Origin of the sequence: Allobosea sp. NPDC003192 (assembly GCF_050275675.1) — a bacterium.
GTDB lineage: Bacteria > Pseudomonadota > Alphaproteobacteria > Rhizobiales > Beijerinckiaceae > Allobosea.
In genome coordinates, this window is the sequence record NZ_JBNNPK010000002.1 from 485,449 (window position 1) to 508,963 (window position 23,515).

General features: G+C 65.6%; 21 protein-coding genes and 1 tRNA gene. 13 read left to right on the forward strand and 9 right to left on the reverse strand.

Translation table 11 applies throughout. The features are described 5' to 3' along the window. Positions 1 to 73: 73 nt before the first annotated feature. Positions 74 to 976 (reverse strand): helix-turn-helix domain-containing protein, encoded by a 903-nt coding sequence (locus tag ACQKLX_RS05080; protein ID WP_427360113.1) that lies wholly within the window; start codon positions 974 to 976, stop codon positions 74 to 76. 521 nt (positions 977 to 1,497) lie between these two features. Here ACQKLX_RS05080 and ACQKLX_RS05085 point away from each other — a divergent pair. The 3 genes from ACQKLX_RS05085 (at position 1,498) to ACQKLX_RS05095 (ending at position 5,171) form a co-directional block, all read left to right on the forward strand. After that, on the forward strand, positions 1,498 to 1,794 hold the full coding sequence (locus tag ACQKLX_RS05085; protein ID WP_427360047.1) for an acylphosphatase: 297 nt from the start codon (positions 1,498 to 1,500) through the stop codon (positions 1,792 to 1,794). 190 nt (positions 1,795 to 1,984) lie between these two features. Beyond that, complete coding sequence (locus ACQKLX_RS05090; RefSeq protein WP_427360049.1) at positions 1,985 to 3,820, forward strand: methyl-accepting chemotaxis protein; 1,836 nt, start codon at positions 1,985 to 1,987, stop codon at positions 3,818 to 3,820. 625 nt (positions 3,821 to 4,445) lie between these two features. Then, positions 4,446 to 5,171, forward strand: a complete 726-nt coding sequence (locus tag ACQKLX_RS05095) for a hypothetical protein (protein WP_427360050.1) — start codon at positions 4,446 to 4,448, stop codon at positions 5,169 to 5,171. A 233-nt stretch (positions 5,172 to 5,404) separates the two neighbouring features. Here ACQKLX_RS05095 and ACQKLX_RS05100 read toward each other — a convergent pair. The 3 genes from ACQKLX_RS05100 to mnmA form a co-directional block, all read right to left on the reverse strand. Next, positions 5,405 to 5,481 (reverse strand) — tRNA-Met (locus tag ACQKLX_RS05100). 91 nt (positions 5,482 to 5,572) lie between these two features. Continuing rightward, positions 5,573 to 6,202: a class I SAM-dependent methyltransferase gene (locus ACQKLX_RS05105; RefSeq protein WP_427360052.1), complete on the reverse strand. Its 630-nt coding sequence runs from the start codon at positions 6,200 to 6,202 to the stop codon at positions 5,573 to 5,575. After that, entirely contained in the window at positions 6,199 to 7,383 is a 1,185-nt protein-coding gene (gene mnmA, locus ACQKLX_RS05110; RefSeq protein ID WP_427360054.1) for a tRNA 2-thiouridine(34) synthase MnmA, read from the reverse strand. Before mnmA ends, ACQKLX_RS05105 begins: the two co-directional genes overlap by 4 nt. 246 nt (positions 7,384 to 7,629) lie before the next feature. Between mnmA and ACQKLX_RS05115 the strand changes: the two genes are divergently transcribed. The 8 genes from ACQKLX_RS05115 to flbD all read left to right on the forward strand — a co-directional run bounded on the left by ACQKLX_RS05115 (position 7,630) and on the right by flbD (position 15,927). Beyond that, on the forward strand, positions 7,630 to 9,237 hold the full coding sequence (locus ACQKLX_RS05115) for a flagellar hook-length control protein FliK (protein WP_427360056.1): 1,608 nt from the start codon (positions 7,630 to 7,632) through the stop codon (positions 9,235 to 9,237). A 14-nt stretch (positions 9,238 to 9,251) separates the two neighbouring features. Continuing rightward, positions 9,252 to 9,929 (forward strand): flagellar hook assembly protein FlgD, encoded by a 678-nt coding sequence (locus ACQKLX_RS05120; RefSeq protein WP_427360058.1) that lies wholly within the window; start codon positions 9,252 to 9,254, stop codon positions 9,927 to 9,929. A 112-nt stretch (positions 9,930 to 10,041) separates the two neighbouring features. After that, complete coding sequence (gene sciP, locus ACQKLX_RS05125; protein WP_057191455.1) at positions 10,042 to 10,317, forward strand: CtrA inhibitor SciP; 276 nt, start codon at positions 10,042 to 10,044, stop codon at positions 10,315 to 10,317. Between the two features lie 200 nt (positions 10,318 to 10,517). Then, positions 10,518 to 12,206: a flagellar basal-body MS-ring/collar protein FliF gene (fliF, locus tag ACQKLX_RS05130; RefSeq protein WP_427360061.1), complete on the forward strand. Its 1,689-nt coding sequence runs from the start codon at positions 10,518 to 10,520 to the stop codon at positions 12,204 to 12,206. 14 nt (positions 12,207 to 12,220) lie between these two features. Further along, positions 12,221 to 13,303 carry a flagellar motor switch protein FliG gene (gene fliG / locus ACQKLX_RS05135; RefSeq protein WP_427360062.1) on the forward strand — a complete coding sequence of 361 codons (1,083 nt, stop codon included), beginning with the start codon at positions 12,221 to 12,223 and terminating at the stop codon, positions 13,301 to 13,303. Positions 13,304 to 13,571: 268 nt separating this feature from the next. Further along, positions 13,572 to 14,147, forward strand: coding sequence for a FliH/SctL family protein (locus tag ACQKLX_RS05140; RefSeq protein ID WP_427360064.1), 576 nt, complete (start codon positions 13,572 to 13,574; stop codon positions 14,145 to 14,147). Between the two features lie 14 nt (positions 14,148 to 14,161). Next, on the forward strand, positions 14,162 to 14,518 hold the full coding sequence (fliN, locus tag ACQKLX_RS05145; protein WP_427360066.1) for a flagellar motor switch protein FliN: 357 nt from the start codon (positions 14,162 to 14,164) through the stop codon (positions 14,516 to 14,518). Between the two features lie 44 nt (positions 14,519 to 14,562). Next, entirely contained in the window at positions 14,563 to 15,927 is a 1,365-nt protein-coding gene (gene flbD, locus ACQKLX_RS05150) for a sigma-54-dependent transcriptional regulator FlbD (RefSeq protein ID WP_427360068.1), read from the forward strand. A gap of 64 nt (positions 15,928 to 15,991) precedes the next feature. On the opposite strand, the gene ACQKLX_RS05155 is transcribed toward flbD, so the two are convergent. The 3 genes from ACQKLX_RS05155 to ACQKLX_RS05165 form a co-directional block, all read right to left on the reverse strand. Continuing rightward, entirely contained in the window at positions 15,992 to 16,276 is a 285-nt protein-coding gene (locus ACQKLX_RS05155) for a hypothetical protein (protein ID WP_427360070.1), read from the reverse strand. 200 nt (positions 16,277 to 16,476) lie between these two features. Continuing rightward, a complete protein-coding gene (locus ACQKLX_RS05160) occupies positions 16,477 to 17,910 on the reverse strand; it encodes an MFS transporter (protein WP_427360072.1) in 1,434 nt (477 codons plus the stop codon). Positions 17,911 to 17,993: 83 nt separating this feature from the next. Then, positions 17,994 to 18,314, reverse strand: coding sequence for a hypothetical protein (locus ACQKLX_RS05165; RefSeq protein WP_427360073.1), 321 nt, complete (start codon positions 18,312 to 18,314; stop codon positions 17,994 to 17,996). Between the two features lie 226 nt (positions 18,315 to 18,540). On the opposite strand from ACQKLX_RS05165, the gene flhA reads away from it, so the two are divergent. Then, complete coding sequence (flhA, locus tag ACQKLX_RS05170) at positions 18,541 to 20,667, forward strand: flagellar biosynthesis protein FlhA (protein ID WP_427360074.1); 2,127 nt, start codon at positions 18,541 to 18,543, stop codon at positions 20,665 to 20,667. A 6-nt stretch (positions 20,668 to 20,673) separates the two neighbouring features. On the opposite strand, the gene ACQKLX_RS05175 is transcribed toward flhA, so the two are convergent. Continuing rightward, positions 20,674 to 21,228 (reverse strand): helix-turn-helix domain-containing protein, encoded by a 555-nt coding sequence (locus ACQKLX_RS05175; RefSeq protein WP_427360076.1) that lies wholly within the window; start codon positions 21,226 to 21,228, stop codon positions 20,674 to 20,676. A 140-nt stretch (positions 21,229 to 21,368) separates the two neighbouring features. Here ACQKLX_RS05175 and ACQKLX_RS05180 point away from each other — a divergent pair, with 140 nt between their 5' ends. Continuing rightward, a complete protein-coding gene (locus ACQKLX_RS05180; protein WP_427360077.1) occupies positions 21,369 to 22,256 on the forward strand; it encodes a DMT family transporter in 888 nt (295 codons plus the stop codon). 7 nt (positions 22,257 to 22,263) lie between these two features. Here the strand turns inward: ACQKLX_RS05180 and ACQKLX_RS05185 are convergent, their stop codons facing one another. After that, positions 22,264 to 23,358 (reverse strand): lysylphosphatidylglycerol synthase transmembrane domain-containing protein, encoded by a 1,095-nt coding sequence (locus ACQKLX_RS05185; RefSeq protein WP_427360079.1) that lies wholly within the window; start codon positions 23,356 to 23,358, stop codon positions 22,264 to 22,266. Positions 23,359 to 23,515 lie beyond the last annotated feature (157 nt).

Here is a 23,515-nt window from a genome sequence, read left to right on the forward strand (position 1 = left end):
TCCCAAAACCGCCGGATACGTCTGCCGGAATATTCTCCGGCAGCTCCCTGGCGTCCGGCGTTTTGTCGAAAAATTATCCGTGCCCACGCTGCAGGCGGCGATAGCGTGCGGGGCTCTCGCCGGTCACCGCGCGGAAGGCGACGCCGAAATGCGATTGCGAGGAGAAGCCGACCGACAGTGCGATCTCGACGATCGGCAGGTCCGAGGTCGCAAGCAGGCGCCGGGCGGCGAGAATACGTTGCTCGACCACGAAACGATGCGGTGTGAGGCCGGTCGAGCGCTTGAAGCTTCGGACGAAGCTGGAAGGGGTCATGCCCGCCACCTGCGCCATCGCCGCCAACGTGACCGGAGCGCTGGGATCGGCCCGGACGAACTCGACGACGCGCGCACGCATCGTCTCGTCCAGACTCGGCAGAGGCTCTGATTTCGGGGAACCCGGCGCCGCATAGCGATCCGACAGGTGCAGCGCGAGCGTGTAGGCGACCTGCTCGGCCAATAGCGCATTGGGCCGCTGGCCGCTGTCGCTCGCCTCGACCAGCCGCCGGGCCGACATCTCCAGCAACGGATCCTCGGTGTCCCAAGCCATGTCCATCAGCGCAATCGGGTCCGCAGATCCGCGCGCTGCGCCGACCTCCTTGAGCAGGGCTTTGCCGAGATAGAGCAGAAGCAGCTTCCCGGACCCAACCTCGGGCACGGCATCCACGACGACGCTGCGCCCCGGCTGCCCGATGCGGAAGCGCCCCGTATGGACGGGCGCGTCGCGCCGGACCCTGCCGTTTTCGATCAGCACATGGCGGCGGACGTCGTAGAGCGTGATCGCGACCGTCGGAACCGGCAGTTCGCCGAACTCGTAGAGATGTGGACCCGTGACTTCACTCACGGCTGCAGCGAAGCCGGTTGTCGACCAAAGGTCGATGAGAGCTGACTGCCTTCGCCCGGTGACCAGTTCAGCGTGGAGAAGTGGATTCAACTGCATCAAAGAACGTGAAACTCGATGATTGATACCGTTAGCATTGCACTTTCAGGCTGGCCACAGGCGACGAACCAACAGTGGCAGATGCCCCAGTGAGACGCTCTTCGAATGTAAGCAGCATCGCTCGGGCGGCGAGCATGGCTCGCTGTGGAGACGACGGCATAGGCGAACCTCCCGGCACTTAACCTGTCACGTCAAAAGAGATGCAACAAGGGCGTATGGGTAGGCGCTCCAAGCGTCAGGAAACCACCCAAGCTGGCTACTCCCCGCGGACAGGACTCACGGCCGCGCAGCGCCATTCCCGGACATTGGCCGGCCGGCCTGAAGCGGACATTCATTCCAATCGCAATTCCAGCCTATGGATGACCGCCATGCGGCGATCGCGTATCTTAAGTTGGCAATCTGTTTCGACGTCCCGGCGCGGTCAATTTCGAAGCTACGGTGCCGCGCCTATGCCTTGAGAGCGGGCAGGCGAGGTGTCAGAATTTCTGCAGCGATTTCTTGACGGACAAGCGCGGGATCGCATGGAGCTGCACATCAGCATTTCCGGACGGGTCCAAGGAGTTGGCTACCGGCAATGGTTCCGCGGCCGCGCCCTCGCTGCCGGTGTAAGCGGTTGGGTGCGCAACTGCGCGGACGGCACCGTGGAAGCGGCGCTTTCCGGTCCAGCCGAACGTGTCGAGCGATTGGTTCTTGAGGCGCGGCAGGGCCCCCATGGCGCAGCTGTCAAGGACGTTCGGCGGCTCGAAGCAGCCCCGCCGCGGCTGGATGGGGGTGGCCAGAGCTTCTTCATTGCCGCAACTGCCTTTGGAGGTAACTGAGCGGGCTTCCCAATTCTGGCGTGGTTTAATGTCCGGCGGAGATTGAGCTTCAGCGGAGTGCATTCGCCGCAGTCTTCAGCGATTGGGAAAGACACTGGCATTAACTGCTCCGATCCTGACGTTAACGGATCGCTAGCCAATCAATGCTTCGCTTCCGCAGTAGCACAAACCTTGAACTCAGGGGCAGCGGATGCGTTTTTTCTCGGGAGCGGACTCTCAGGCGACGGCGGAAGCAGCATCCATCCGGCGCTGGCAGGCAGTCATCGAATTCGACCTCGATGGGAAGATTCTGGACGCGAACGAGATTTTTCTGAAAACGGTCGGCTACGCGCGCAGCGAGGTCGTGGGTCAGCATCATGCGATGTTCGTTCCTGTGCAGGAACGCGAGAGCGAGACCTATCGAAGCTTCTGGCAGGGCCTGAAGCGAGGGCAGGCGTTTCAGGCGCAGTTCGCCCGGGTCGCCAAGGATGGCCGCCGCATCTGGCTGCAGGCGACCTATACGCCGATCTGCGGACGCGGTGGTGGCCAGCCCTTCAAGGTCATCAAATATGCGACCGACATAACCCACATCAAGGAAGCGATGTCGAATGCCCAGGGCCAGATCGCGGCGATCGGCAAGTCGCAGGCCGTGATCGAGTTCGATCTCTCCGGCAATATCCTGGACGCCAACGACAATTTCCTGCGGGCGCTGGGTTATACGGTCGATGAGATCAAGGGCAGGCACCATTCGATCTTCGTCGAGCCCGGCGAGCGCAACGGTGAAGCCTATGTCCGCTTCTGGCAGAAGCTCGGCCGCGGGGAATATGACGACGGCCAATATCTGCGGATCGGCAAGGGCGGACGCAGGGTCTGGATCCAGGCATCCTACAATCCGATCGTCGATGCCCTCGGCCAGGTCTGCAAGGTGGTGAAGTTCGCCACCGACATCACCGCCAACAAGCAGGCAGAGATCGCGCTTCGTCAGGCGGTGGAGGAAACGCGGACGGTCATTGCGGCGACGCAGGCCAAGAACCTGACGCAGCGCGTTCCGCTCGACGGCAAGACCGGTGAGATCGGCGATCTCTGCCAGGGCGTCAACGAGCTGGTCGAGTCCTTCGGTGCGATCATCCGCGCCGTCGGCGAGATCTCGGCGCAGGTCGCCGTTGGGTCCCAGCGCATCGGCGCCGACAGCAAGGACCTGGCCCAGCGCACCGAGGAGCAGGCATCCTCGCTCGAGGAGACGGCGGCGACCACGGAAGAGCTCGCAGCCTCTGTCAAGCAGAGCTATGAGCGGGCCCGCGAGGCTGCGGGCCTGGGGGCTGTTGCCGACGCTGCGGCCAATCGCGGCGGCAAGATCGTCACCGATGCGGTAACGGCGATGGAGCGGATCGAGAAGGCCTCCAACGATATCGGCGAGATCATCCGCGTGATCGACGACATCGCCTTCCAGACCAACCTTCTCGCGCTCAACGCCGCCGTGGAGGCCGCCCGCGCCGGCGATGCCGGCAAGGGCTTCGCGGTGGTCGCCAGCGAGGTCAGGACGCTGGCGCAGCGCTCAGCCGAAGCCGCCAACGACATCAAGAAGCTGATCTCGAACTCGACGCAGGAGGTTGGAGAGGGGGTCAGGCTGGTGAACGAGGCCGGCTCGTCGCTCGCCGAGATCGTGCGTTCCTCGACCAGCGTAGCCTCGGCCCTGACCGACATCACCAGCGCCTCCCGCGAGCAGGCCAATGGCATCGAGGAGGTCGCGAAGGTCGTCGCGCATATGGACGAGATGACCCAGCGCAATTCCTCGATGGCGGAGCAGAGCGCGGGTGTCGCAGCCGAACTCCAGCGGGCGACCGAAGCGCTGCAGAAGATGGTCCAGGATTTCCGAGTGGGATCTTCGGAAGGCGGCAAGGTCGAAAGCGATCTTGCTGGCAACCTCGCCTCGCAGCTGCGCCAATCGGCTTCGCATATGGCGGCCATCGTGCCTGGGACGTCAAAGCCTACGCAGTCCCCGAAGCGTGCCTCGGGTAGCGCTGTTGGCGGGTGGAGCGAATTTTGACCTGTCTTGCGGTTTGAGGACGCTTCGACAGCCTCCTTGAGCCTTGCCGCTGGGCCGTTCCCAAGGGCGGCGATCTCGTGGATGGGTGCGATGCCTGTGCACTCTAGTCCCTTGGACCGATCCTGCTGCAGATAGCGGACGCCGCTTGCGCTTGTGCCGCAACGCGCCAGGACCGGACGTTGAGATCCGGCCGGAATGCGGACGTTGCAGGTCGGCCTCCGGCATCGATCCTCGACCTTTCCGGATCGCTTCGTTCGGCCAAAAGTCGCACTGTTACGAAAACGATAGGCTATGTGGCATCAATGGTCGTAACGATGGCCTCCTAGACGGTTTTGTCGCGCAGGGCCATGCTTGGCTGCGGGCTTGTCCAGCAGCCTGTGAGGGCGCTTTCGGCTCGATTTCATGAGCCGATGGAGTAGAGGGCCGGCGCGACGCGGTGCGGCCCGTGAGTTTCAAGTTTAGGCACGTCTGATAGTGAGCCGCATACAGATAATCTGCCTTGCGACCTGCTGCTGAATTATGCTCTCTTCGCGCTAGGGTTGCGGTTGGCGCCTGCCTGCGAGAGGATGGGGAGCGTGCTGAACAGCCGCGATCGTGAGATCGGACGTCGGCTCGGGAAGCGTTTATGGTGAGGCATTCCATATGGTGTCCCGCAAATCTGGGTTTCCGAAAGAAGATATTTTTTGTTTTTGTTTTATTGACGGGCTTTAATTTACCTTTTCATGTGTCAGCCAACGATCGCCGCTTTATTATGAAGGGCTCTGCGGCAGAAGAATCCTTGAAAAATGCTGGAATACTTATCGAGCGTCTTTTGACGCGCGCTTGGCTTGGGCATGCGGCGTATGCTGCGGGAGGGGTTGTTTGCAACGATACGATCATGGCGTCGATTCGGACAACGGAGAGCTTCGAGCAGTTTTTTTATATTCCCCCTGTGTCGCGCAAGCGTGAAGTACATCGAACGGGAATTCTTCCATTCCAGCCGGAAAATGAAGTACGAGAAATACCTTGCGTCCCGATCTACGCAAAATTCATTTCCGGCCATAAGGAAAGAGAATATATCTATCCCGCTATCGGTAATTGCAATGATCTTGGTGATATGATTTCTTCTCGAATTTACTTACGCGATTTTTATTCTCTGACGATAACTAAAGCGACGATAGAAAAATATAATTTACGAGCGAGCGGTAGTGTAAAGCTTTGGCAATTCGAAAAACTATCCAATATCAGCGATGAATCGATGCGCCCAAGCTCTGATGAAATAGATCGAATCTTCAAAAGCTTGGCTTCGATATCAGTCGACGAGGTAGTTCAAAGTGGGTCGACATGCCGAATAAAGATCAGAACCAAATGATAAATTGTCGCGCTTATCAAATCAAGGCGGAGAAATAGAGATTTCATCATATTATAAAATTACCATTAATTATTATAGGCCAGGAGAATTTGGCGATACAGGACATATGAATGTTACATTTTCTAGTGAGATTAATGGAGTTGTCACCAATACTGAAAACAAGCCAGAAACGAAAGAAACCGGCCCTTCTGGGGCCGGTCACGGTCGTCACCGAATGTCGATGAAAGAGAGTTTGGTAGCGGGAGAGGGACTCGAACCCCCGACACGCGGATTATGATTCCGCTGCTCTAACCAGCTGAGCTACCCCGCCCCGATGGCGACGCGCCGAAGGACGGCGGTCAATCGCGACGGCGCGGATATAGGGGGCGGCAGGTGCCGGCGTCAAGCCTTGATGGCGCGGTTCAGCTCAGCTTCCTCAGCCTGACCACCTTGAAATAGCCCTGGCCGACATGGACGGTCTCGTAACGGCCGGTACTGGCGGCCCAGCCGGTCAGGCGCGAGACCTTGAAATCGCTGCTCCAGCCGATTGCGCGGGCCAATGGCGCGACCGCCTTCCAGAACGGCGCGGCGAAGCCGCCATCGTCGACGAGGCGGCTGGAGATGACGATCTCGCCGCCGGGACGCAGCACCCGGTCCATCTCGGCGAGCGCCTGCTCGGGATCGGGAACGAGGGTGATGACGAACTGGGCGGTGACCGCGTCGAAGGAGCGATCGGCGAAGCCGAGCCGGCAGGCGTCCATCACCATCAGGCCGCGGACATGGGCGAGGCCCTGGCTCAGCACCTTGGCCCGGGCGACGCGCAGCATGTCGAGCGAGAGGTCGGCGCCGACGACCTGCCTGTCGCGCTCGAAATAGGGCAGGGTCAGGCCGGTACCGACGCCGATCTCGAGGATGTCGCGGCCGCTGGCGCAGGCCGCCGCCACCGCCTCGCGCTGGGCGCGGGCGAGCAGCCCCTGATAGATCCGGTCGTAGAATTTTGCCCAGACCGCATAGACGCGCTTCTGCGCGTCGAGACCGTTCGTCGTCGTCATGTGGTGGCGTAGGCGGGCTCGGGCTGCGACGCCGGGCGGGGCGCCCGGTTGGCCATGATGACGCCGCCGCCGAGCACGCGGGCTCCGCTGCCGGCATGGTCGTAGATCACGCAGGCCTGGCCGGGCGAGACGCCCTCCTCGCCCTGCGCCAGAAGGACGTGGACGCCCTTGTCGTCGGTGAGCAGGCGGGCTTCGCGCGGGGCGCGGGTCGAGCGGACGCGGACCGCGACCTCGATGCCCTCGGGTGGCAGATCGGCGAGGGCGGTGTCGCCGATCCAGTTGAGGTCGCGCAGGTCGACGCGGCTGACGCTCAGCGCCTCGCGCGGGCCGACGATGACACGGGCGTTCTCGGCGTCGAGCGCGACGACATAGAGCGGCTCGGCGCCGCTGATGCCGAGGCCCTTGCGCTGGCCGACCGTGTAGCGCAGCACGCCCTCATGCTCGCCGAGCACGCGGCCGTCGAGATGGACGATGGAGCCGGCGCGGGCGGCGCCCGGCTTCAGGCGCTCGATCACCTCGGCATAGCGGCCGTTCGGCACGAAGCAGATGTCCTGGCTATCGGGCTTGTCGGCGATGGCGAGGCCGAACTCGGCGGCGAGCGCGCGCGTCTGGACCTTGTCGAGGCCGCCGAGCGGGAAGCGCAGCAAATCGAGCTGCTCCTGCGTGGTGGCATAGAGGAAATAGCTCTGGTCGCGGCTCTCATCGGCGGCGCGGAACAGGCCGCGATGGCCGGTGCCGAGATCGCGGCTGGCGACGTAATGGCCGGTGGCGAGCGCGTCGGCCCCGAGCTCGCGGGCGAGGCCGAGCAGATCGCGGAACTTCACGGTGCGATTGCACTCGACGCAGGGGATCGGCGTCTCGCCGGCGAGATAGCTCTCGGCGAAGCGCTCGATCACCGCATCGCGGAAGCGGCTCTCATAGTCGAGCACGTAATGCGGGATGCCGATCGCCTCGGCGACGCGGCGGGCGTCGTGGATGTCCTGGCCGGCGCAGCAGGCGCCGGCGCGGTGCACGGCGGCGCCATGGTCGTAGAGCTGCAAGGTGACGCCGACGACATCGTAGCCCTGGCGCTTGAGCAGGGCCGCCACCACCGAGGAATCGACACCGCCCGACATGGCCGCGACGACGCGCGTCGCCGATGGCGGCTTGGCGATGTCGAGCGAGTTGAGGGAAACGGTCATCGGGGTTCCGGGCGGGTTCGGCGCATGCGTCCGAGGATTTGGGCGCTCTATAGCGGTTTTGACAGGTGCGGGCCAGCATCCGGCCGGCAATTCCTGCCGGGTCAGCGACACCGAGCAAGCGATTCCTGCCGGGTGAATCGTGCGTTGGATCTTGTCAAGGCGCTGAATCAAAAGGATTTTCTGGTTGGCTTGGCTCTTGCTCGGCGAGTTGCGGCCACATCACGGTTTTGTTCCGGAGAGTATCCCATGTCCGCCGCGCCGGTCTCGCGTTCGTCCGCGCTGCCCGAAATCCCGCTTCCGAGCCGCCGGGCGCCTGAGCGCAGCGAGCCGGAGCAGGCCTTCACGCTGCCGCAGGAGCCGGCGGAGCGGCCGCGTGCGCGTCTCGATGATGATCGCGGCGCGCGCGAGAGCGCGGAGCCGCGCGAGCCCTCGAAATCGGAAGACGCGCGCAGGACGGCGGCAGCCGACTCCAATCCTCCCGCCCGCACCGACGACGCTGGCAAGGGAAAGAAGGCGGCAGACGCAAAGGAGCCGTCCGACAAGCCGAAGACAGAGCCGGCGACCGAGGAGGCGGCTGAGAAGGATGCTACGACTGCCGACGGGAAGACCGCCAAGACGGCCGATGGCGACAAGCCGGCGAAAGGCAAGACGGCGGAAGGCAAGGCCGGATCGGCCGCCGCGGTCGACGGAGCACCTGTGGTCGTTGCCGAGGGCAAGCCGGAGACGCCCGCTGTTCCGGTCGCCGTGCCACAACCAGTGCCGGTTCCCGCCGTCGCGGCCGAATTCCTCGCTCTGGCGGCGCTGACGGTGCAGGGTGGCGAGCAGGCCAAGCCGGACGGCGCTGCTACGCCGGAAGGCGAACCCGAAGGCCAGGTGACTGCGGCGAGCACTGTGACCAGCACCACCGCATCGGCAGCGGCGAATGCTGTCGTCGTCCCGGGCCCGGCAGCGTCGGTGACGGTCGAGGCTCAGGCCAATGCGAGCGGCGAAGCTGCCGCGGCCGGCGTCAAGACCGGTGTGACGGCGCAGCTTCCCGCAGCCGGCGCCGCGCCCAAGGCGGACACCAAGCCCGGCGAGGTGCAGCAAGGCGACGCCAAGGCCGCAGATGGCCTAACGGCTCCGAAGGATGCGGGCGAGGCCGGCAAGGCGATGCCGACTGCGGCCGGCAGCGAGATCAAGGCGACAGAGGCGGCAACCGCCGGCCAGCCTGCGCAGGCAAGCGCCAAGGACGAGGCCGCTCCGGTGGCGGCCACGCCGCAAGCGAACGCCCCCGTGAGCCCGCAGGCGATCCTGGCAGCCGGGCCGCAGAGCCTGACCACGCCGCAAGCGCCTTTGACCGAGCTCGATGCCGCCGCCCAGGCCACGGCTCATACCCAGGCGGAAGCTGCCCACAGGACGCTTTCCGGCGAGACCGGCCGGGCGACGCCGTTGCATGTCGTGCCGGTCGAGATCGGCGCGAGGGCGCTCGCCGGCAACAAGCGCTTCGACATCAGGCTCGATCCGGCCGAGCTCGGGCGCATAGATGTCAGCCTGGAGATTTCCGACAAGGGTGAGGTCAGCGCCAAGCTGACGGTCGACCGGGTCGAGACGCTGCACATGCTGCAGCGCGATGCACGCACGCTCGAGCGTGCCTTCGAGCAGGCGGGGCTGAAGCCATCGGACGGTGGAATCGACCTGAGCCTGCGCGATTCCGGCGATCAGCAAGCTGGCGCGCGCCAGCAGCGCCAGGACGAAGAGGCGCCGCGCGGGCGCCGCGTCTGGGTCCAGGCCTCCGACGACAGCGCGCTGATCCCTGAAGCGGCCAGCCTGCCGCGCAACGCCAGCCGTCTCGGCGGCGTCGATCTCAGCATCTGAAGGAGGGACGTGCCATGACCGTCTCCAATACGGGTAAACTGTCGAACTCCCAGATCGCGGCGGCCCAGAACAATACCGCGACTGGCAGCGGCACCTCGATCGCCAACAATTTCGACCAGTTTCTGACCCTGCTGACGACGCAGCTCAGGAACCAGAACCCGCTCGATCCGCTCGACACCAACCAGTTCACCCAGCAACTGGTGCAGTTCGCCGGCGTCGAGCAGCAACTCAAGCAGAACGAGACGCTGACCGCGCTGCTCGGCGTCAGCAAGGCGACGACCGGCGCCAGCGCGATCGGCTTCGTCGGCCAGACCGTTACGGCCGATGGCGCGGCGACGCAGCTCGCAGAGGGCAAGGCTGAGTGGAAGCTCAACGCCTCCAAGGGCGGCACCGGCACGATCACGATCAAGGACGCCAAGGGGAACGTGGTCTACAGCGGCACGAAGACGCTGACTGCCGGCGACCAGACCTATAGCTGGGACGGCAAGACCTCGACCGGTTCCACGGCGCCGGACGGAGAATACTCCATCACGGTGGACGGCACCGACGTCTCCGGCGCGGCAATCACGATCAAGACCGAGATCACCGGCAAGGTCGACGGCATCGACTTCTCGACCACCGTCCCGACCCTGTTGATCGGCACGCTCAAAGTCCCGCTCGACAAGGTCAAATCGGTGAAGAGCGGCGCCTGACGAGCCGGGTCATGACTCATGCCGAAAGCCTGCATGGTTGCTTTAGGCAAAATTTAAGCCCGACGGGGGTAGGCTCTCCGGCAGTAGGTCTGTTGAGTTGTGTGAGAGTACCATGACCGAGCCGCTGCGACCGCGCGTCAAATATGTGATCGGGCCCGATGGCAGCCCGTTGACCATTGCCGACCTGCCGCCGATGAACACACGCCGCTGGGTGATCCGGCGCAAAGCCGAGGTCGTTGCCGCCGTGCGCGGTGGCTTGCTCAGCCTGGAGGAGGCCTGCCAGCGCTATACGCTGACGGTCGACGAATTCCTGAGCTGGCAGTCCTCGATCGATCAGCACGGCCTTGCCGGCCTGCGCACCACCCGAATCCAGCACTATCGCCAGTAAACTATTCTGATATCTAATGAAATCTGTCGGGCGCCGGCTGAATGGCCGGCGCCTTTCGCGTTTTGGCCGCATATCGTCCCCATCGAACTGTGCCGTTTCCTAACTGCCGTTAACCGGGCGCTAACCATGCACCGGGAAAAACTTGCCTAGTGGTGTGCCTGTGCGTTGGTCTCACAGGTACCGGGCGACGGAAGAATGGCGTGAACGGGCTAGTCGAACAGTTCCGGAGATTCGGCGCGGCGCGGCTGGCGGCGATGCTGGCCGTGACGCTGGCGCTGATCGGCTTCTTCGCCTTCGTCATGCTGCGCATGTCGCAGCCGGCGATGGGCGTGCTCTTCGCCGACCTGTCGAGCCAGGACATCGCCGCCATCACCAAGGACCTCGACACGCGCGGCGTGAAATATGAGCTGCGCGGCGACGGCCAGACCATCCTGGCGCCGCGGGCCGACGTGCCGAAGCTCAGGCTCGAACTCGCCGGCAAGGGCATCCCGTCGGGCGGCGGCGTCGGCTACGAGATCTTCGACAAGGGCGACGCCTTCTCCTCGACCAGCTTCGTCCAGAACATCAACCATCTGCGCGCGCTCGAGGGTGAGCTGTCGCGCACGATCCGCTCGATCGGCCGCGTCCAGGCGGCGCGGGTCCATCTCGTCATCCCCGAGCGGCGCCTGTTCGAGCGCGACCGAGAGCCGCCGCGCGCCTCGATCGCGCTCAAGCTCGCCGGCGATCTCGACAACGCCCAGGTCAGGGCGATCCGCCATCTCGTCTCCTCGGCCGTCGACGGCCTGAAGCCCGAGCGTGTCTCGATCGTCGACGAGCGCGGCCGGCTCCTCGCCGATGGCGCCCAGGGCGAGCAGGGCATGGTCGGCGTGGCGCTGGACGAGCGCCAGGGCGCGATCGAACGGCGGATCAAGGCGCAGGTCGACGACATCGTCGCCAGCATCGTCGGCCCGGGCCGCGCCCGCGTGCAGGTTTCGGCCCTGCTCGATTCGAACCGGATCGAGAGCCGCTCCGAGACCTTCGATCCCGAGAGCAAGGTCATCCGCTCCAGCCAGAACCGCACGGAAGCCTCGGCCTCCAACGAGCAGCGCGAGGGCGTCACGGTCGGCAACGAATTGCCGGGCGCGCAGCAGAACCAGGGCCAGCAGCAGGGCCAGCAGCGCGACACCAGCTCGAAGAACGAGGAGGTCGTCAACTACGAGATCTCGCGCACGACCCGCACCGAGGTGCAGGATGGCGGGCGAGTCCGCAAGCTCTCCGTGGCCGTGCTGGTCGATGGCGTCTATAGCCGGCAGGGCAATGAGACGACCTACCAGCCGCGGTCGCAGGAGGAGCTGGAGCGGATCGGCCAGCTGGTGCGCACGGCGGTCGGCTTCGACCGCCAGCGCGGCGACCAGGTCGAGGTCGTCAATCTGCGCTTCGCCGAGGCGCCGCAGGCGCCGAGCGACCTGGCCGAGCAGACGCTGATGCAGCAGCTCGCCTCGTTCACCCGGGAGGACATCGTCCGCTTCGCCGAAATAGGCGTGATCGCGCTGCTCATCCTGATCGTGCTGATGGTCGTGGTCCGGCCGCTGCTCAAGCAGGTTCTGGCACCCGATCGCGAGCTCCGGGCCATCCCGAGTTTCATGCGCAACGGCGTGGTCGTCGTCGACCAGGGCACGGGCGATCCCTCGACCTTCTCGTCCGCGTCAGGCGGAGCCGGCGCTGGTGCCGATGGCGAGCCCGGACAGATCGACGTCGATGCGCCGTCGGAGCGCATGCTCGCGATCGCGCAGATCAAGGGCCAGCTCAAGGCGCAGTCGGTCGAGAAGATCGGCGCCATGGTCGCGCAGAATCCCGCGGATTCCGTCGCGGTGCTGCGCGGCTGGATCCACGAAAAAGCACCGGCGTGACGGGAGCCTGAACCATGGCCGCGACACGCTCCATCGCCACCCGCAGCGGAAGCGCCGACTCGGACGAGACGTCGAGCTATTCGGACGGCCCGGCGACGCTCGAGAGCATGACCGGGCCGCAGCGCGCCGCAGTGATCCTGCTCATCCTCGGCGAAGAGCACGGCCGGGTGATCTGGCAGGAATTCGACGACGAGGAAATCCGCATCATCACCCGCGCCATGGCGGAGCTCGGCACGGTCGATTCCGACCAGGTCGAGAAGCTGATGCTCGATTTCGTCGGCAGGCTGTCGAGCGCCGGCGCGATCACCGGCTCCTTCGACCGGACGATCTCGCTGCTCGAGAAGATCCTGCCAACCGATCAAGTCGCGCTGATCATGGAAGAGATCCGTGGTCCTGCCGGCCGCAACATGTGGCAGAAGCTCGGCAATATCGACGCGGTCGTGCTCGCTAACTTCCTGAAGAACGAATACCCGCAGACGATCGCCGTCATCCTGTCGCGTATCCGTCCCGATCACTCGGCCAGCGTGCTGCGCAACCTGCCGAACGAGCTTTCGATCGAGGTCGTCAGCCGGATGCTGCGCATGGAATCGGTGCAGAAGGAGGCGCTCGACCATATCGAGAACACGCTGCGCACCGAGTTCGTCTCGACGCTGACACAGACGCGCCGGCGCGATCCGCACGAGATGATGGCCGAGATATTCAACGGCTTCGACCGCCAGACCGAGATGCGCTTCCTCGCCGCGCTCGACGCCACCAACCAGGAATCGGCCGAGCGCATCCGCGCGCTGATGTTCACATTCGAGGACCTCGGCAAGCTCGATTCCGCCGGCCTGCAGACTCTGATGCGCCAGGTCGACAAGGAGGCCCTGGCGCGGGCGCTGAAGGGCGCGAACGAGGAGATGCGCGCCTTCTTCCTCGGGGCGATGTCGCAACGCGCCGCCAAGGTCCTGCAGGACGACATACAGGGCCTTGGCCCGCTGCGTCTCAAGGAGGTCGACGAAGCGCAGATGAAGATGGTGGCTCTGGCCAAGGACCTCGCCGAAAAGGGCGAGATCATCATCTCCAAGGGCAATGCCGAAGACGAGTTGGTTTATTAGAGGCTTTCATGGACCATGGATAAGACTTGGGTGAGGTCAAACCGTCTGAATGCCAGGAGCGTTGCGCAGCCGATACTGCAGTATCGGCAAGCGGTGCGACGCGGCGGTCGGCCGGTTTCACCTCACCGCGCAGCGGCGTGGCGATTTTGCCCGATTGCGGCGTCGCTCGTCACGGCCAAGCCGAAAGGCTTGGCCGCACCAAGCTCCTGGCACTCGGACAAAATCGCCGACGCCCAAGCCTTATCCATGGCCCATGAAAGCCTCTAACATGGCAGCAGCCAAGAAATTCATGTTCGCTGCCGACTTCAGCAGCAACAGCCGCAAGGCGGTCGACGAGGCGGCGCTCGAGGCCGCCAAGGCCGATGCTTTCCACCGCGGTCTCGACCAGGCCAGGCGCGAGGGAGACCAGCAATTGGGCGCGCTGCTCTCGCAGCTCGTGCGCCAAAGCGAGCTGTTGCTGGCGCAACAGGACGAGCGGCTGGCGCAGATCGAGGTGCAGGCGGCGCAGCTCGCGGTCGCCACGGCCCGCAGCCTCGCCGGCGCAGCACTGGCCGACAAGCCGCTGGCGCAATTGCTGGCGGCCGCGCGCGAATGCCTGGCCCATGCCCGGCACGCGCCGCATCTGGCGATCCGGGTGCATGAGAGCCTGGTCGAGACGGTCGAGGGCAAGCTCTCCGGGCTGGCGCGCGAGACCGGCTTTGCCGGCCGCATCGTCGTGCTCGGCGAACCCGACATCGCCCTTGGCGACGGCCGGCTGGAATGGGCCGATGGCGGCATCGCGATCGAAAGTGCAGCGCTCGACGAGGCGGTCGACAGGGCCGTCAAGGCCGTGTTCGGCCGCTAGCGGGGTAAAGCCAGATGCCAAACGAAAACGACCTCAACCTGCCGCCGCTCAATCCGGCCGATCTCTCCTTCGACCACAATGCCGTAGGCGACTCCGTCGCGCGCTCGGGTCCGGTCCCGGTCAAGACTGCGGAGGATCTCGAACAGGTCTTCGACGTGCCGGTCACGGTCTCCGCCGTGCTGGGCTCGTCGCGGATCGCGGTCGGCGACCTCCTGCGCGTCACGCCCGGCACGGTGCTGGAGCTCGACCGGCGCGTCGGCGAAGCCATCGACATCTTCGTCAACGAGCGCCTGGTGGCGCGCGGCGAGGTCGTGGTGGTCGAGGAGCGCCTCGGCGTGACCATGACCGAAATCATCAAGACCGACCGGTGACGAACCGGCCGGTGCGAATGCAGCAGTCAAGGAAGGCCTGAGCCATGCGCCTCATCATCGTCGGCAGCCTCAAGGGTCAGCTCATCACCGCCGCCAAGATCGCGGTGTCGCAGGGCGCCGCCGTCACCCATGCCGAGAGCGTCGAGCAGGCACTGGCGGTGCTGCGCGCCAAAGGCGGCGACCTCCTGATGGTCGATGTCGAGCAGCCGATCGCCAAGCTGGTCACGGCGCTCGATGCCGAGCGCATCCGCACTCCGCTCGTCGCCTGCGGCACCTCAACCGATGCCCGCGCCGCCGTCGCGGCGATCCAGGCCGGCGCGCGTGAATACGTGCCGTTGCCGCCCGATCCTGAACTGATCGCCGCCGTGCTCGCCGCTGTCGCCGGCGACAAGGCCAGCCTGATCTGGCGCGATCCCGCCATGGAGCGCGTCGTCCAGCTTGCCAACCAGATCGCGCGCTCGGATGCCCCCGTGCTGGTCACCGGCGAGAGCGGCACCGGCAAGGAGATGATCGCGCAGCATCTGCACCAGAAGTCGCTGCGCAAGGACAAGCCTTTCGTCGCGGTGAACTGCGCCGCCATCCCCGACAACCTGCTGGAGTCGGAACTGTTCGGACATGAGAAGGGCGCCTTCACCGGCGCGATCGCGCGGCGGATCGGCAAGTTCGAGGAGGCGAATGGCGGCACGTTGCTGCTCGACGAGATCTCCGAGATGGATGTGCGCCTGCAGGCCAAGCTCCTGCGCGCTCTGCAGGAGCGGACGATCGACCGGGTCGGCGGCTCGCAGCCGGTCAAAGTGGACCTGCGTATCATCGCGACCTCGAATCGCAATCTCGGCGATGCGGTGCGCGAAGGCACATTCCGCGAGGATCTGTTCTACCGCCTCAATGTCGTGCACCTGCGCCTGCCGGCGCTGCGCGAGCGGCCGGGCGACATCCTGGCGCTGGCCGACCATTTCGCCAAGAAATATGCCGAGCTGAACGGCATGCCGCTGCGGCCGATTTCTGCCGAGGCGCGCAAGCTCCTGCTCGGCAACAGCTGGCGCGGCAATGTCCGCGAGCTGGAGAACACCGTGCATCGCGCGGTGCTGCTGGCGCAGGGCGTCGAGATCGGCACCGAGGCGATGCTGACGCCGGAAGGCGAGACGCTCGGCCCGGCCAGCAGTCGCGACGTGGCTTCGCGGGCGGCGCAAACGGCGGAAGCGATGACGCGCGGCCTGGTTGGGCGAACCGTCGCCGATGTCGAGCGCGACCTCATCCTCGACACGCTCGACCATTGCCTCGGCAACCGGACCCATGCCGCCAAGATCCTCGGCATCTCGATCCGGACGCTGCGCAACAAGCTCAGCGAATATGTCGCCGCGGGCGTGCCCGTCGCCGAGCCAGGGCAGGCGCGGACGAACTCGCTCTGACGGATCACGCAGAAGCTGAGAAGAAAGCGGGCCGGAGCGAAAGCTCCGGCCCGTCCTGCGCCACTCAGTAGTAGTAGCGGCGGCGGTAATAGTAGCGCCGCGGACGGTAATAATAGCGCGGGCGATAATAATAGCGCCGGACGTAGCGCGGGCGGCGGTAATAGTAGTACTGGCTGAAGTCGGCGTCGGTCTTGTCGAGGCCTTCCTTCATCTCTTCCGGCAGCTCTTCCGGCTTCTTGGTCGGGAGCGGGGCGAGCTTGGGCTGCGCGGCTTCCGAAGCGGCAATGCCGCCGACGCTGGCAGCGGCAAGGCCGCCGAACAGCGCCATCACGAATGAACGTCTATCCATGTCATGCCTCCAGTTGGTTCGATCCAGGCGCCGCGTTCCCACGAGGCCATTCTATTCCCCTTTTCGACCGTTCGTCACGCTTGCGACGCGACGATGGTTGACGAAAGGGCCGACGGCGCGGGAGACCGGCCGTTAGCTTCTTGCGCCGGTCAGTGCCGAAATCGCATCCTGCATTTGGTCGATGACCGGCCGACTGCATGTCATACCGCCCCTAGCGGCCTGCTGATGTCCTCGAGCGAGCGGCGCTCTGCCTTGACCGCAAAGCGCCAGGCGATCAGTCCAGCGGCGATCATCAGCACCGCGCCGAACAGATAGCCGCCGAGCACGCTCATGCGCGAGCCGGTATCGATCAGCGCGCCGAAGAGCCAGGGGCCGGCGATGCCGCCAAGCCCGGTGCCGAGCGAATAGAACACCGCGATGGCCAGGGCCCTGATCTCCAGCGGATAGGTCTCGCTGACGGTGAGATAGGCCGAGCTCGCCGCAGCGGAGGCGAAGAAGAAGACGATGCTCCAGCAGATGGTGAGCTGGTTTGCGCTGACCATCTCGCGCGCGAACAGGAAGCCGGTCCCGGCGAGCAGGATGCCGGAGAGGATATAGGTCGTCGCGATCATGGTGCGACGCCCGAGCGTGTCGAAGAGCCGTCCGATCAGGAGGGGGCCGAGGAAGTTGCCGGCGGCGAAGGGCAGGATGAACCAGCCGATCAGGTTGGACGGCACGCCGTAGAAGTCGGTCAGGATGAGGGCATAGGTGAAGAAGATCGCGTTGTAGAAGAACGCCTGCGACGACATCAGCGCCAGCGCCACCAGCGTGCGCGGCCGGTGCGTGACGAACAGCGTATTGGCGACCTCGCGCATCGGCGTGCGCGAGCGCGGGCGCAGGGTGAGCGTCGGCAGCGGCGCGGCCGCATGCTGCGGCGGCGAGAAGGATTCGATGTGGGCGACGATGCGCTCGGCCTCGGCGATGCGGCCGCGGCTCATCAGCCAGCGCGGGCTTTCCGGGATCCATTGCCTGAGGATCATGATGATCAGGCCGAGAACGGCGCCGATGAAGAAGGCGAGGCGCCAGCCGGTGTCGGGCGAGACGAGGGCGGGATCGAGCAGCACGATCGCCGCGACGCCGCCGATCGCGGCACCGACCCAGAAGGAGCCGTTGATCACGAGGTCGGTCCAGCCGCGCACGCGCGCCGGCACCAGTTCCTGGATGGTCGAGTTGATCGCGGTATACTCGCCGCCGATGCCCATGCCGGTAAGGAAGCGGAAGAGCAGGAAGCTCCAGAGGTTCCACGAGAAGGCGGTGGCGGCGGTCGCGCTCAGGTAGACCAGCACGGTGATGGTGAAGAGCTTCTTGCGGCCGAGCCGGTCGGTGAGCCAGCCGAAGAGAACCGCGCCGATGACCGCTCCGGCGATATAGGCGGCGCCGGCAAGGCCGATATCCGTGTTGGTGAATCTGAGCGCCGGGCTTTCCTTCAGCGCGCCGGAGACGGAGCCGGCCAGTGTGACCTCGAGCCCGTCGAGAATCCAGGTGATGCCGAGCGCCACGACGACGAGCGTATGGAAACGCGACCAAGGCAGGCGGTCGAGCCTGGCCGGAATGTCGGTGACGATTTCGTCCGTGTTCTGGCGTCCCTCGTTCAAAAGGCTTTCCCTTCGACGGACGGTCTTGGCGCCGTTTCAAAGGCGACGGGCGGCGCGAAGGCCGCCTGTCGATAGTCTCGGCGTCAGCGGTAGATCACGCGGCGGCGCACGACGACCGGACGGCGATAAGGCCTCGGCCGGCGCACCACGACCGTGCGGCGCACGACGACGGGGCGGCGGTAAGGCCGCGGCCGGCGGACGACAACGCGGTCGCGCACGACGACCTGGCTGAACTCGGCCTCAGCCTTGTCGAGCCCGTCCTTCAATGCCGGAGCGAGCTCTTCGGGATTCGGGAGCGGGGCAGCGGCGGGAGCCGCGGTCGCGGCCTGAGCGATGCCCATGCCACCGACGCTGGCGGCGGCGAGACCGCCGAAAAGGCTCAGCATGAATGAACGTCTATCCAAGATTTCCTCCAGAAGGCTTCGGCCCTGATGGGCGAGGTCGTCGACCCTGCGCGAGTTGGCTGGCCGAATGCGGCCAGAACGCGGCCATTCGATAACAGCCCGTTCAGGGAAAGGTTCCGAATGGGATTTTTTGAGGGTTCTTAACCACTCGTTCACCATGTGCTCGGCAAGAATTGCCGGGTACGACTGCCGTCCGTGGAGGGCGGCGCGTGGGAGCGGCTATCCGATGAGCGATGTGACGGCGGGCAGCGGCGGCGGCATGGCGATGCCCACGCGCGGCCAGATGGGCGCGTTGCTCAACCGGCCGGACCTGTTCCTCGCCATCGGCGTGATGGGCATCCTGGTGGTGCTGATCTTCCCGCTGCCGGCGATGCTGCTCGACATGCTGCTGGCGCTCTCGATCATCCTCTCGGTGCTCGTCCTGATGACGGCGCTGTTCATCGAGGAGCCGCTGGAGTTCTCGGCGTTCCCGACAGTGCTGCTGATCGTGACGATGCTGCGCCTCGCGCTGAACCTCGCCTCGACACGCCTCATCCTCGCCCATGGCCATGAGGGCACCGCCGCTGCCGGCCACGTCATCGAGGCCTTCGGCAATTTCGTGATGAGCGGCAATTTCGTGATCGGGGTGATCGTCTTCACCATCCTGATCATCGTCAACTTCGTCGTCATCACCAAGGGCTCGGGCCGTATTGCCGAGGTGGCGGCGCGCTTTGCCCTCGACGCCCTGCCGGGCAAGCAGATGGCGATCGACGCCGACCTTTCCGCCGGCTTGATCGACCAGGACGTCGCCAAGGTCAGGCGCAAGGCGCTGGAGGACGAGGCCAACTTCTTCGGCTCGATGGACGGCGCTTCCAAGTTCGTGCGCGGCGACGCGATCGCCGGCCTGCTGATCACCTTCATCAACGTGATCGGCGGCATCATCATCGGCGTCGCGCAGCAGGGCATGAGCTTCGGCGCCGCGGCGCACAGCTATACCCTGCTCACCGTCGGCGACGGTCTCGTCAGCCAGATCCCGGCGCTGATCGTCTCGACCGCGGCGGGCCTGCTCGTCTCGAAGTCGGGCGTGCGCGGCGCCGCCGACAAGGCGCTAGGCAAGCAGCTCTCCGGCTATCCCAAGGCGCTCGGCATGTCGGCGGCGGTGATGCTGCTGATCGCGCTCCTGCCGGGTATCCCGATGCTGCCCTTCCTCGTCCTTGCCGCCGGCTCGGCCTGGCTGGCGCGCCATTTCGGCCGCATCGCCAAGGCGCGCGAGGCGGAAGCGGCGACGCAGGGTCCGCAGGGCGCTTCGCCGGTGGCGGCCGACGGGACGCCGAAGGAAGAGACGCTCAACGACCTGCTCAAGCTCGACGAGCTCAAGATCGAGATCGGCTACGGCCTGCTGCCGCTGGTCAACGCGCCCGGTGGCGCCGACCGGCTGACCGACCAGGTCAGGGCGCTCAGGCGTCAGCTTGCCGCCGAGCTCGGCTTCGTCATGCCGGCGGTGCGCATCGTCGACAACGTCCAACTCGAGGCCAACCACTACTTCATCAAGATCAAGGAGATCGATGCCGGCCACGGCATGGTCTATCCCGGCCAGTACATGGCGATGGACCCGATGGGCGGCAGCGTGACGCTGCCAGGCCACAATGTGCTGGAACCGACCTTCGGCCTGCCGGCGACCTGGATCGATGGGGCGCTGCAGGACGAGGCGCAATTGCGCGGCTACACCGTGGTCGACGCCGCGACGGTGATCTCGACCCATCTCACCGAGGTGCTGAAGTCGCATATGCCGGAGCTGCTCTCGCATGGCGAGGTGCAGAAGCTGCTGCGCGAACTGCCAAAGGATCATGCCGACCTCGTCAAGGAGATCGTGCCGCAGCAGATCTCGACCACCGGCATCCAGCGCGTGCTGCAGCTCCTGCTCTCCGAGCGCATCTCGATCCGCGACCTCGCCACCATCGTCGAGGGCATCGCCGAGGTCGCCGGCAGCGTCAGGAGCCCGCGCGACATCGCCGAGCATGTCCGCGTCCGCCTCGCCCGCCAGATCTGCGCGCAGTTCTCCAACCAGCACGGGCAATTGCCGATCATCACGCTGTCGCCGGCCTGGGAGAGCGTCTTTGCCGAATCGATCGTCGGCCAGGGCGAGGACCGGCACCTGGCCATGCAGCCCTCGCGGCTGCAGGACTTCGTCCATCAGGTGCGCGACAAGTTCGAGGAGGCGGCCCGGCTCGGCGAGATGCCGGCCTTGGTCACCTCCGGCATGGCACGGCCCTTCGTGCGCCAGATCATCGAGCGCTTCCGCCGCGAGACGCCGGTGCTCTCGCAGAGCGAGATCCATCCGCGGGCCAAGCTCAGGACGGTGGGGAGCGTCTGACGGCGCTCAGCGCCTGCTCACCACCACGAGATAGCGCGCCGGCTCGGTGCCGGGATTGCTGAAGCGGCAATCGCTGGGCGGGCCGAGCTCCATGCAGTCGCCTGCTTCGAGCCGGGTGACGACGCCGCCCTCGTCGAAATCGAGCTGGCCTGACTGCATCCAGATCTGCTGGCGGATGAAGGCGTAGGAACTGGCGGGATAGGCGATGGCCGCGCCGGGCGGCAATTCGCCGGCGACGAGCTCGAGATCGCCATTGCCTGCCGGCGAGATGGCGCGGCGGACGAAGCCGGTCTCGGGATCGCGCCAGAGCGGCTGGTCCTTGGCGCGGCGGACGCGCTCGCCGGCATTCTCGATTCGTGCCAGCAGGTTCGACAGGGTCAGGCCGAAGGCGCCGGAAAGTCGGCCGAGGAGCACCGCAGTCGGGCTCGCCTCGCCACGCTCGATCCGGCTGATCATGGCGCGCGAGACGCCGGAGCGCTCGGCGAGGTCGTTGAGGCTCCAGCCGCGGGCCTCGCGCTCGCCACGCAGCCGCTCAGCCAATCTTGACGCGAGATCGTCCATCATCATACCCTTGATTCTCTTATAATAGAGCGCGGCAAGGGCGTTGGCCAGAGGATGGGGCGGGCGTCCTCGCATCGGCGCCATGGCCGCATGCCGGACCGGCATTGGTCCTTCCTCGCGATCATCGCTAAGCGCAGCCCATGTCCCGCAATGCCGTCCTCTTCGCGCTGATGTGCCTCGTCTGGGGGCTGACCTGGCTGCCGATCAAGGTCGGCGCGCAGCATGTCCCACCCGTCTTCCTCGCCGCCTCGCGTTTCGTCATCGCCGGAGCGCTGATGCTGGCCTGGGCCGGCAAGGATGTCTTGCGGGTGCCGGCGGAGGCCTGGCCGCGCGTCGTCATGACCGCGCTGCTGCTGAACACCGGCAACTACACCTTGCTGTTCTGGGGCACGGCCCAGGCGCCGACCGGCCTCGCTGCGATCGTCAACTTCGCCACCATCCCGATCTTCACCATCATCGCCAGCCGCCTGATCGAGGGCCATGCGATCGGCGGGCGCAAGCTCGCGGCGATCGGCCTCGGGGCGGTCGGGCTAGGCTTCCTGTTCTCGACCAGGGCGCTGGGTGGGCTCGCCGCGGCGAAGGGAGGGCCGCTCGAGCTCTGGGGGCTGGCTGCGGTCGCCGCCGGCACGCTGCTCTACTGCTTCGGTGCGGTCTGGTCGCGGCCGGTGATGGGCCGGATCCCGACTCTCACACTAGCCGGCTGGCAGACGCTGATCGGCGGCTTCGGGCTCTGCCTCATGTCGGCGCTGCTGGAGGATGTGAAGCCGGCCCACTTCGCTGCGCTGCTGTCGTGGCCGGTGCTCCCGGCGGTGGCGGTGCTGGTGATCGGCGGTTCGCTGATCGGCTTCACCATCTATCTCAGGCTGGTGCGCGACTGGGGCGCTTTCCGGGCCGGGCTCTACGCCTTCATCAGCCCGGCGGTGGCGGTCGGAGCCGGCGTGTTCGCGCTCGGCGAGCCGTTCGGGCTGGCCGAAGCGATCGGCAGCCTGCTGATGTTCGGGGCGGCGGCTATCGCGCTGAAGCGCTAAGGCCGGATCACTCCGGCTTGTCGATGTGGAGGGCCGCGGCCTTGGCCGCCGCCTGCTCCTGCGCCTTCACCTGCGTCTCGTGCGCCATGGCCTTGCGCAGTTGTGCACGCTCGAAGGCGAGCACGATCGGCAGCGAGATCACCAGCGGAATGATCAGGTAGAACATCCGCCAGACCAGCAGCGCCGCGAACACGGCCGGGGCCGGCACACCGGGCATCACCGCGAGGAAGACCGCCTCCATCACGCCGACCCCGCCCGGAACCTGGCTGAGCAGCCCGGCCGAGAACGAGATCAGGAAGGCGCCGAGCACGATGAAGAAACCGGGATTGCCCTGCTCTGGCAGCGCGAAATAGATGATGCCGGCGGCGCCCATCAATTCCAGCGGGGCGGCGAAGTACTGCCGGGCAACGATTGGCAGGCGCGGATAGACCAGCTCGAACGAGCCGATCCTGAGCGGCTTGAAACGCAGCCAGGAGCCGATCGTGTAGAGGACGCAGAAGGCAAGCAAGGCAAAGCCGATCAGGCGGGCCTGCTTATCGCCGATGCCGAACCAGTCGGAGAGCCGGTGCAGTGGCCGCAGGATTTGTGGCTCGCCGATGAGCACGCACCCCATCAGCAGGATGGTGCCGAAGGCGAACGTGAAGGAACAGAGCGCGACCAGCACGGCGATCTCGGCGGCGCTCAGACCCTTCGCATGATAGGCGCGGTAGCGCACCATGCCGCCGGAGAAGACCGAGGCGCCGATATTGTGCGAGAGCGCGTAGGTGACGAAGGAGCAGAGCGAGATATAGGCCCAGGAGATGCCTTTCTCGCGGTGCAGGTGTAACAGCGCGATCCGATCATACCAGGCGAGCGCGGCATAGGCGACGAGCGTCGCGAGCCCGGCATGGAAGAAGGCGGCAGGTGGAATGACCGCGATCTTCTGGCCGATGCCGGTGGCGACGATCTTGAACGCGTCCCAGAGACCGGCCTGTTCGAGCTGGGCCGCTACGGCCTCATTGGTCAGGGCCTCGGTCTTGAGCTTGTCCCAGAGCAGGTCGACCGACCAGACGACGGCGACGAGGCCGATCAACGGCCAGAGATAGTCGAGGTACTTTTTCATCGAACCCGCGAGCAGCCGGAGGCGAGAAAGACCGTTCGCCAAGTCCCTGGAGCCCTCATCCTGAGGAGCCGCGCAGCGGCGTCTCGAAGGATGCTCCAGATGGTTCCGGAGCCTCCTGAAGCATCCTTCGAGACGCCATGCCTGCGGCATGGCTCCT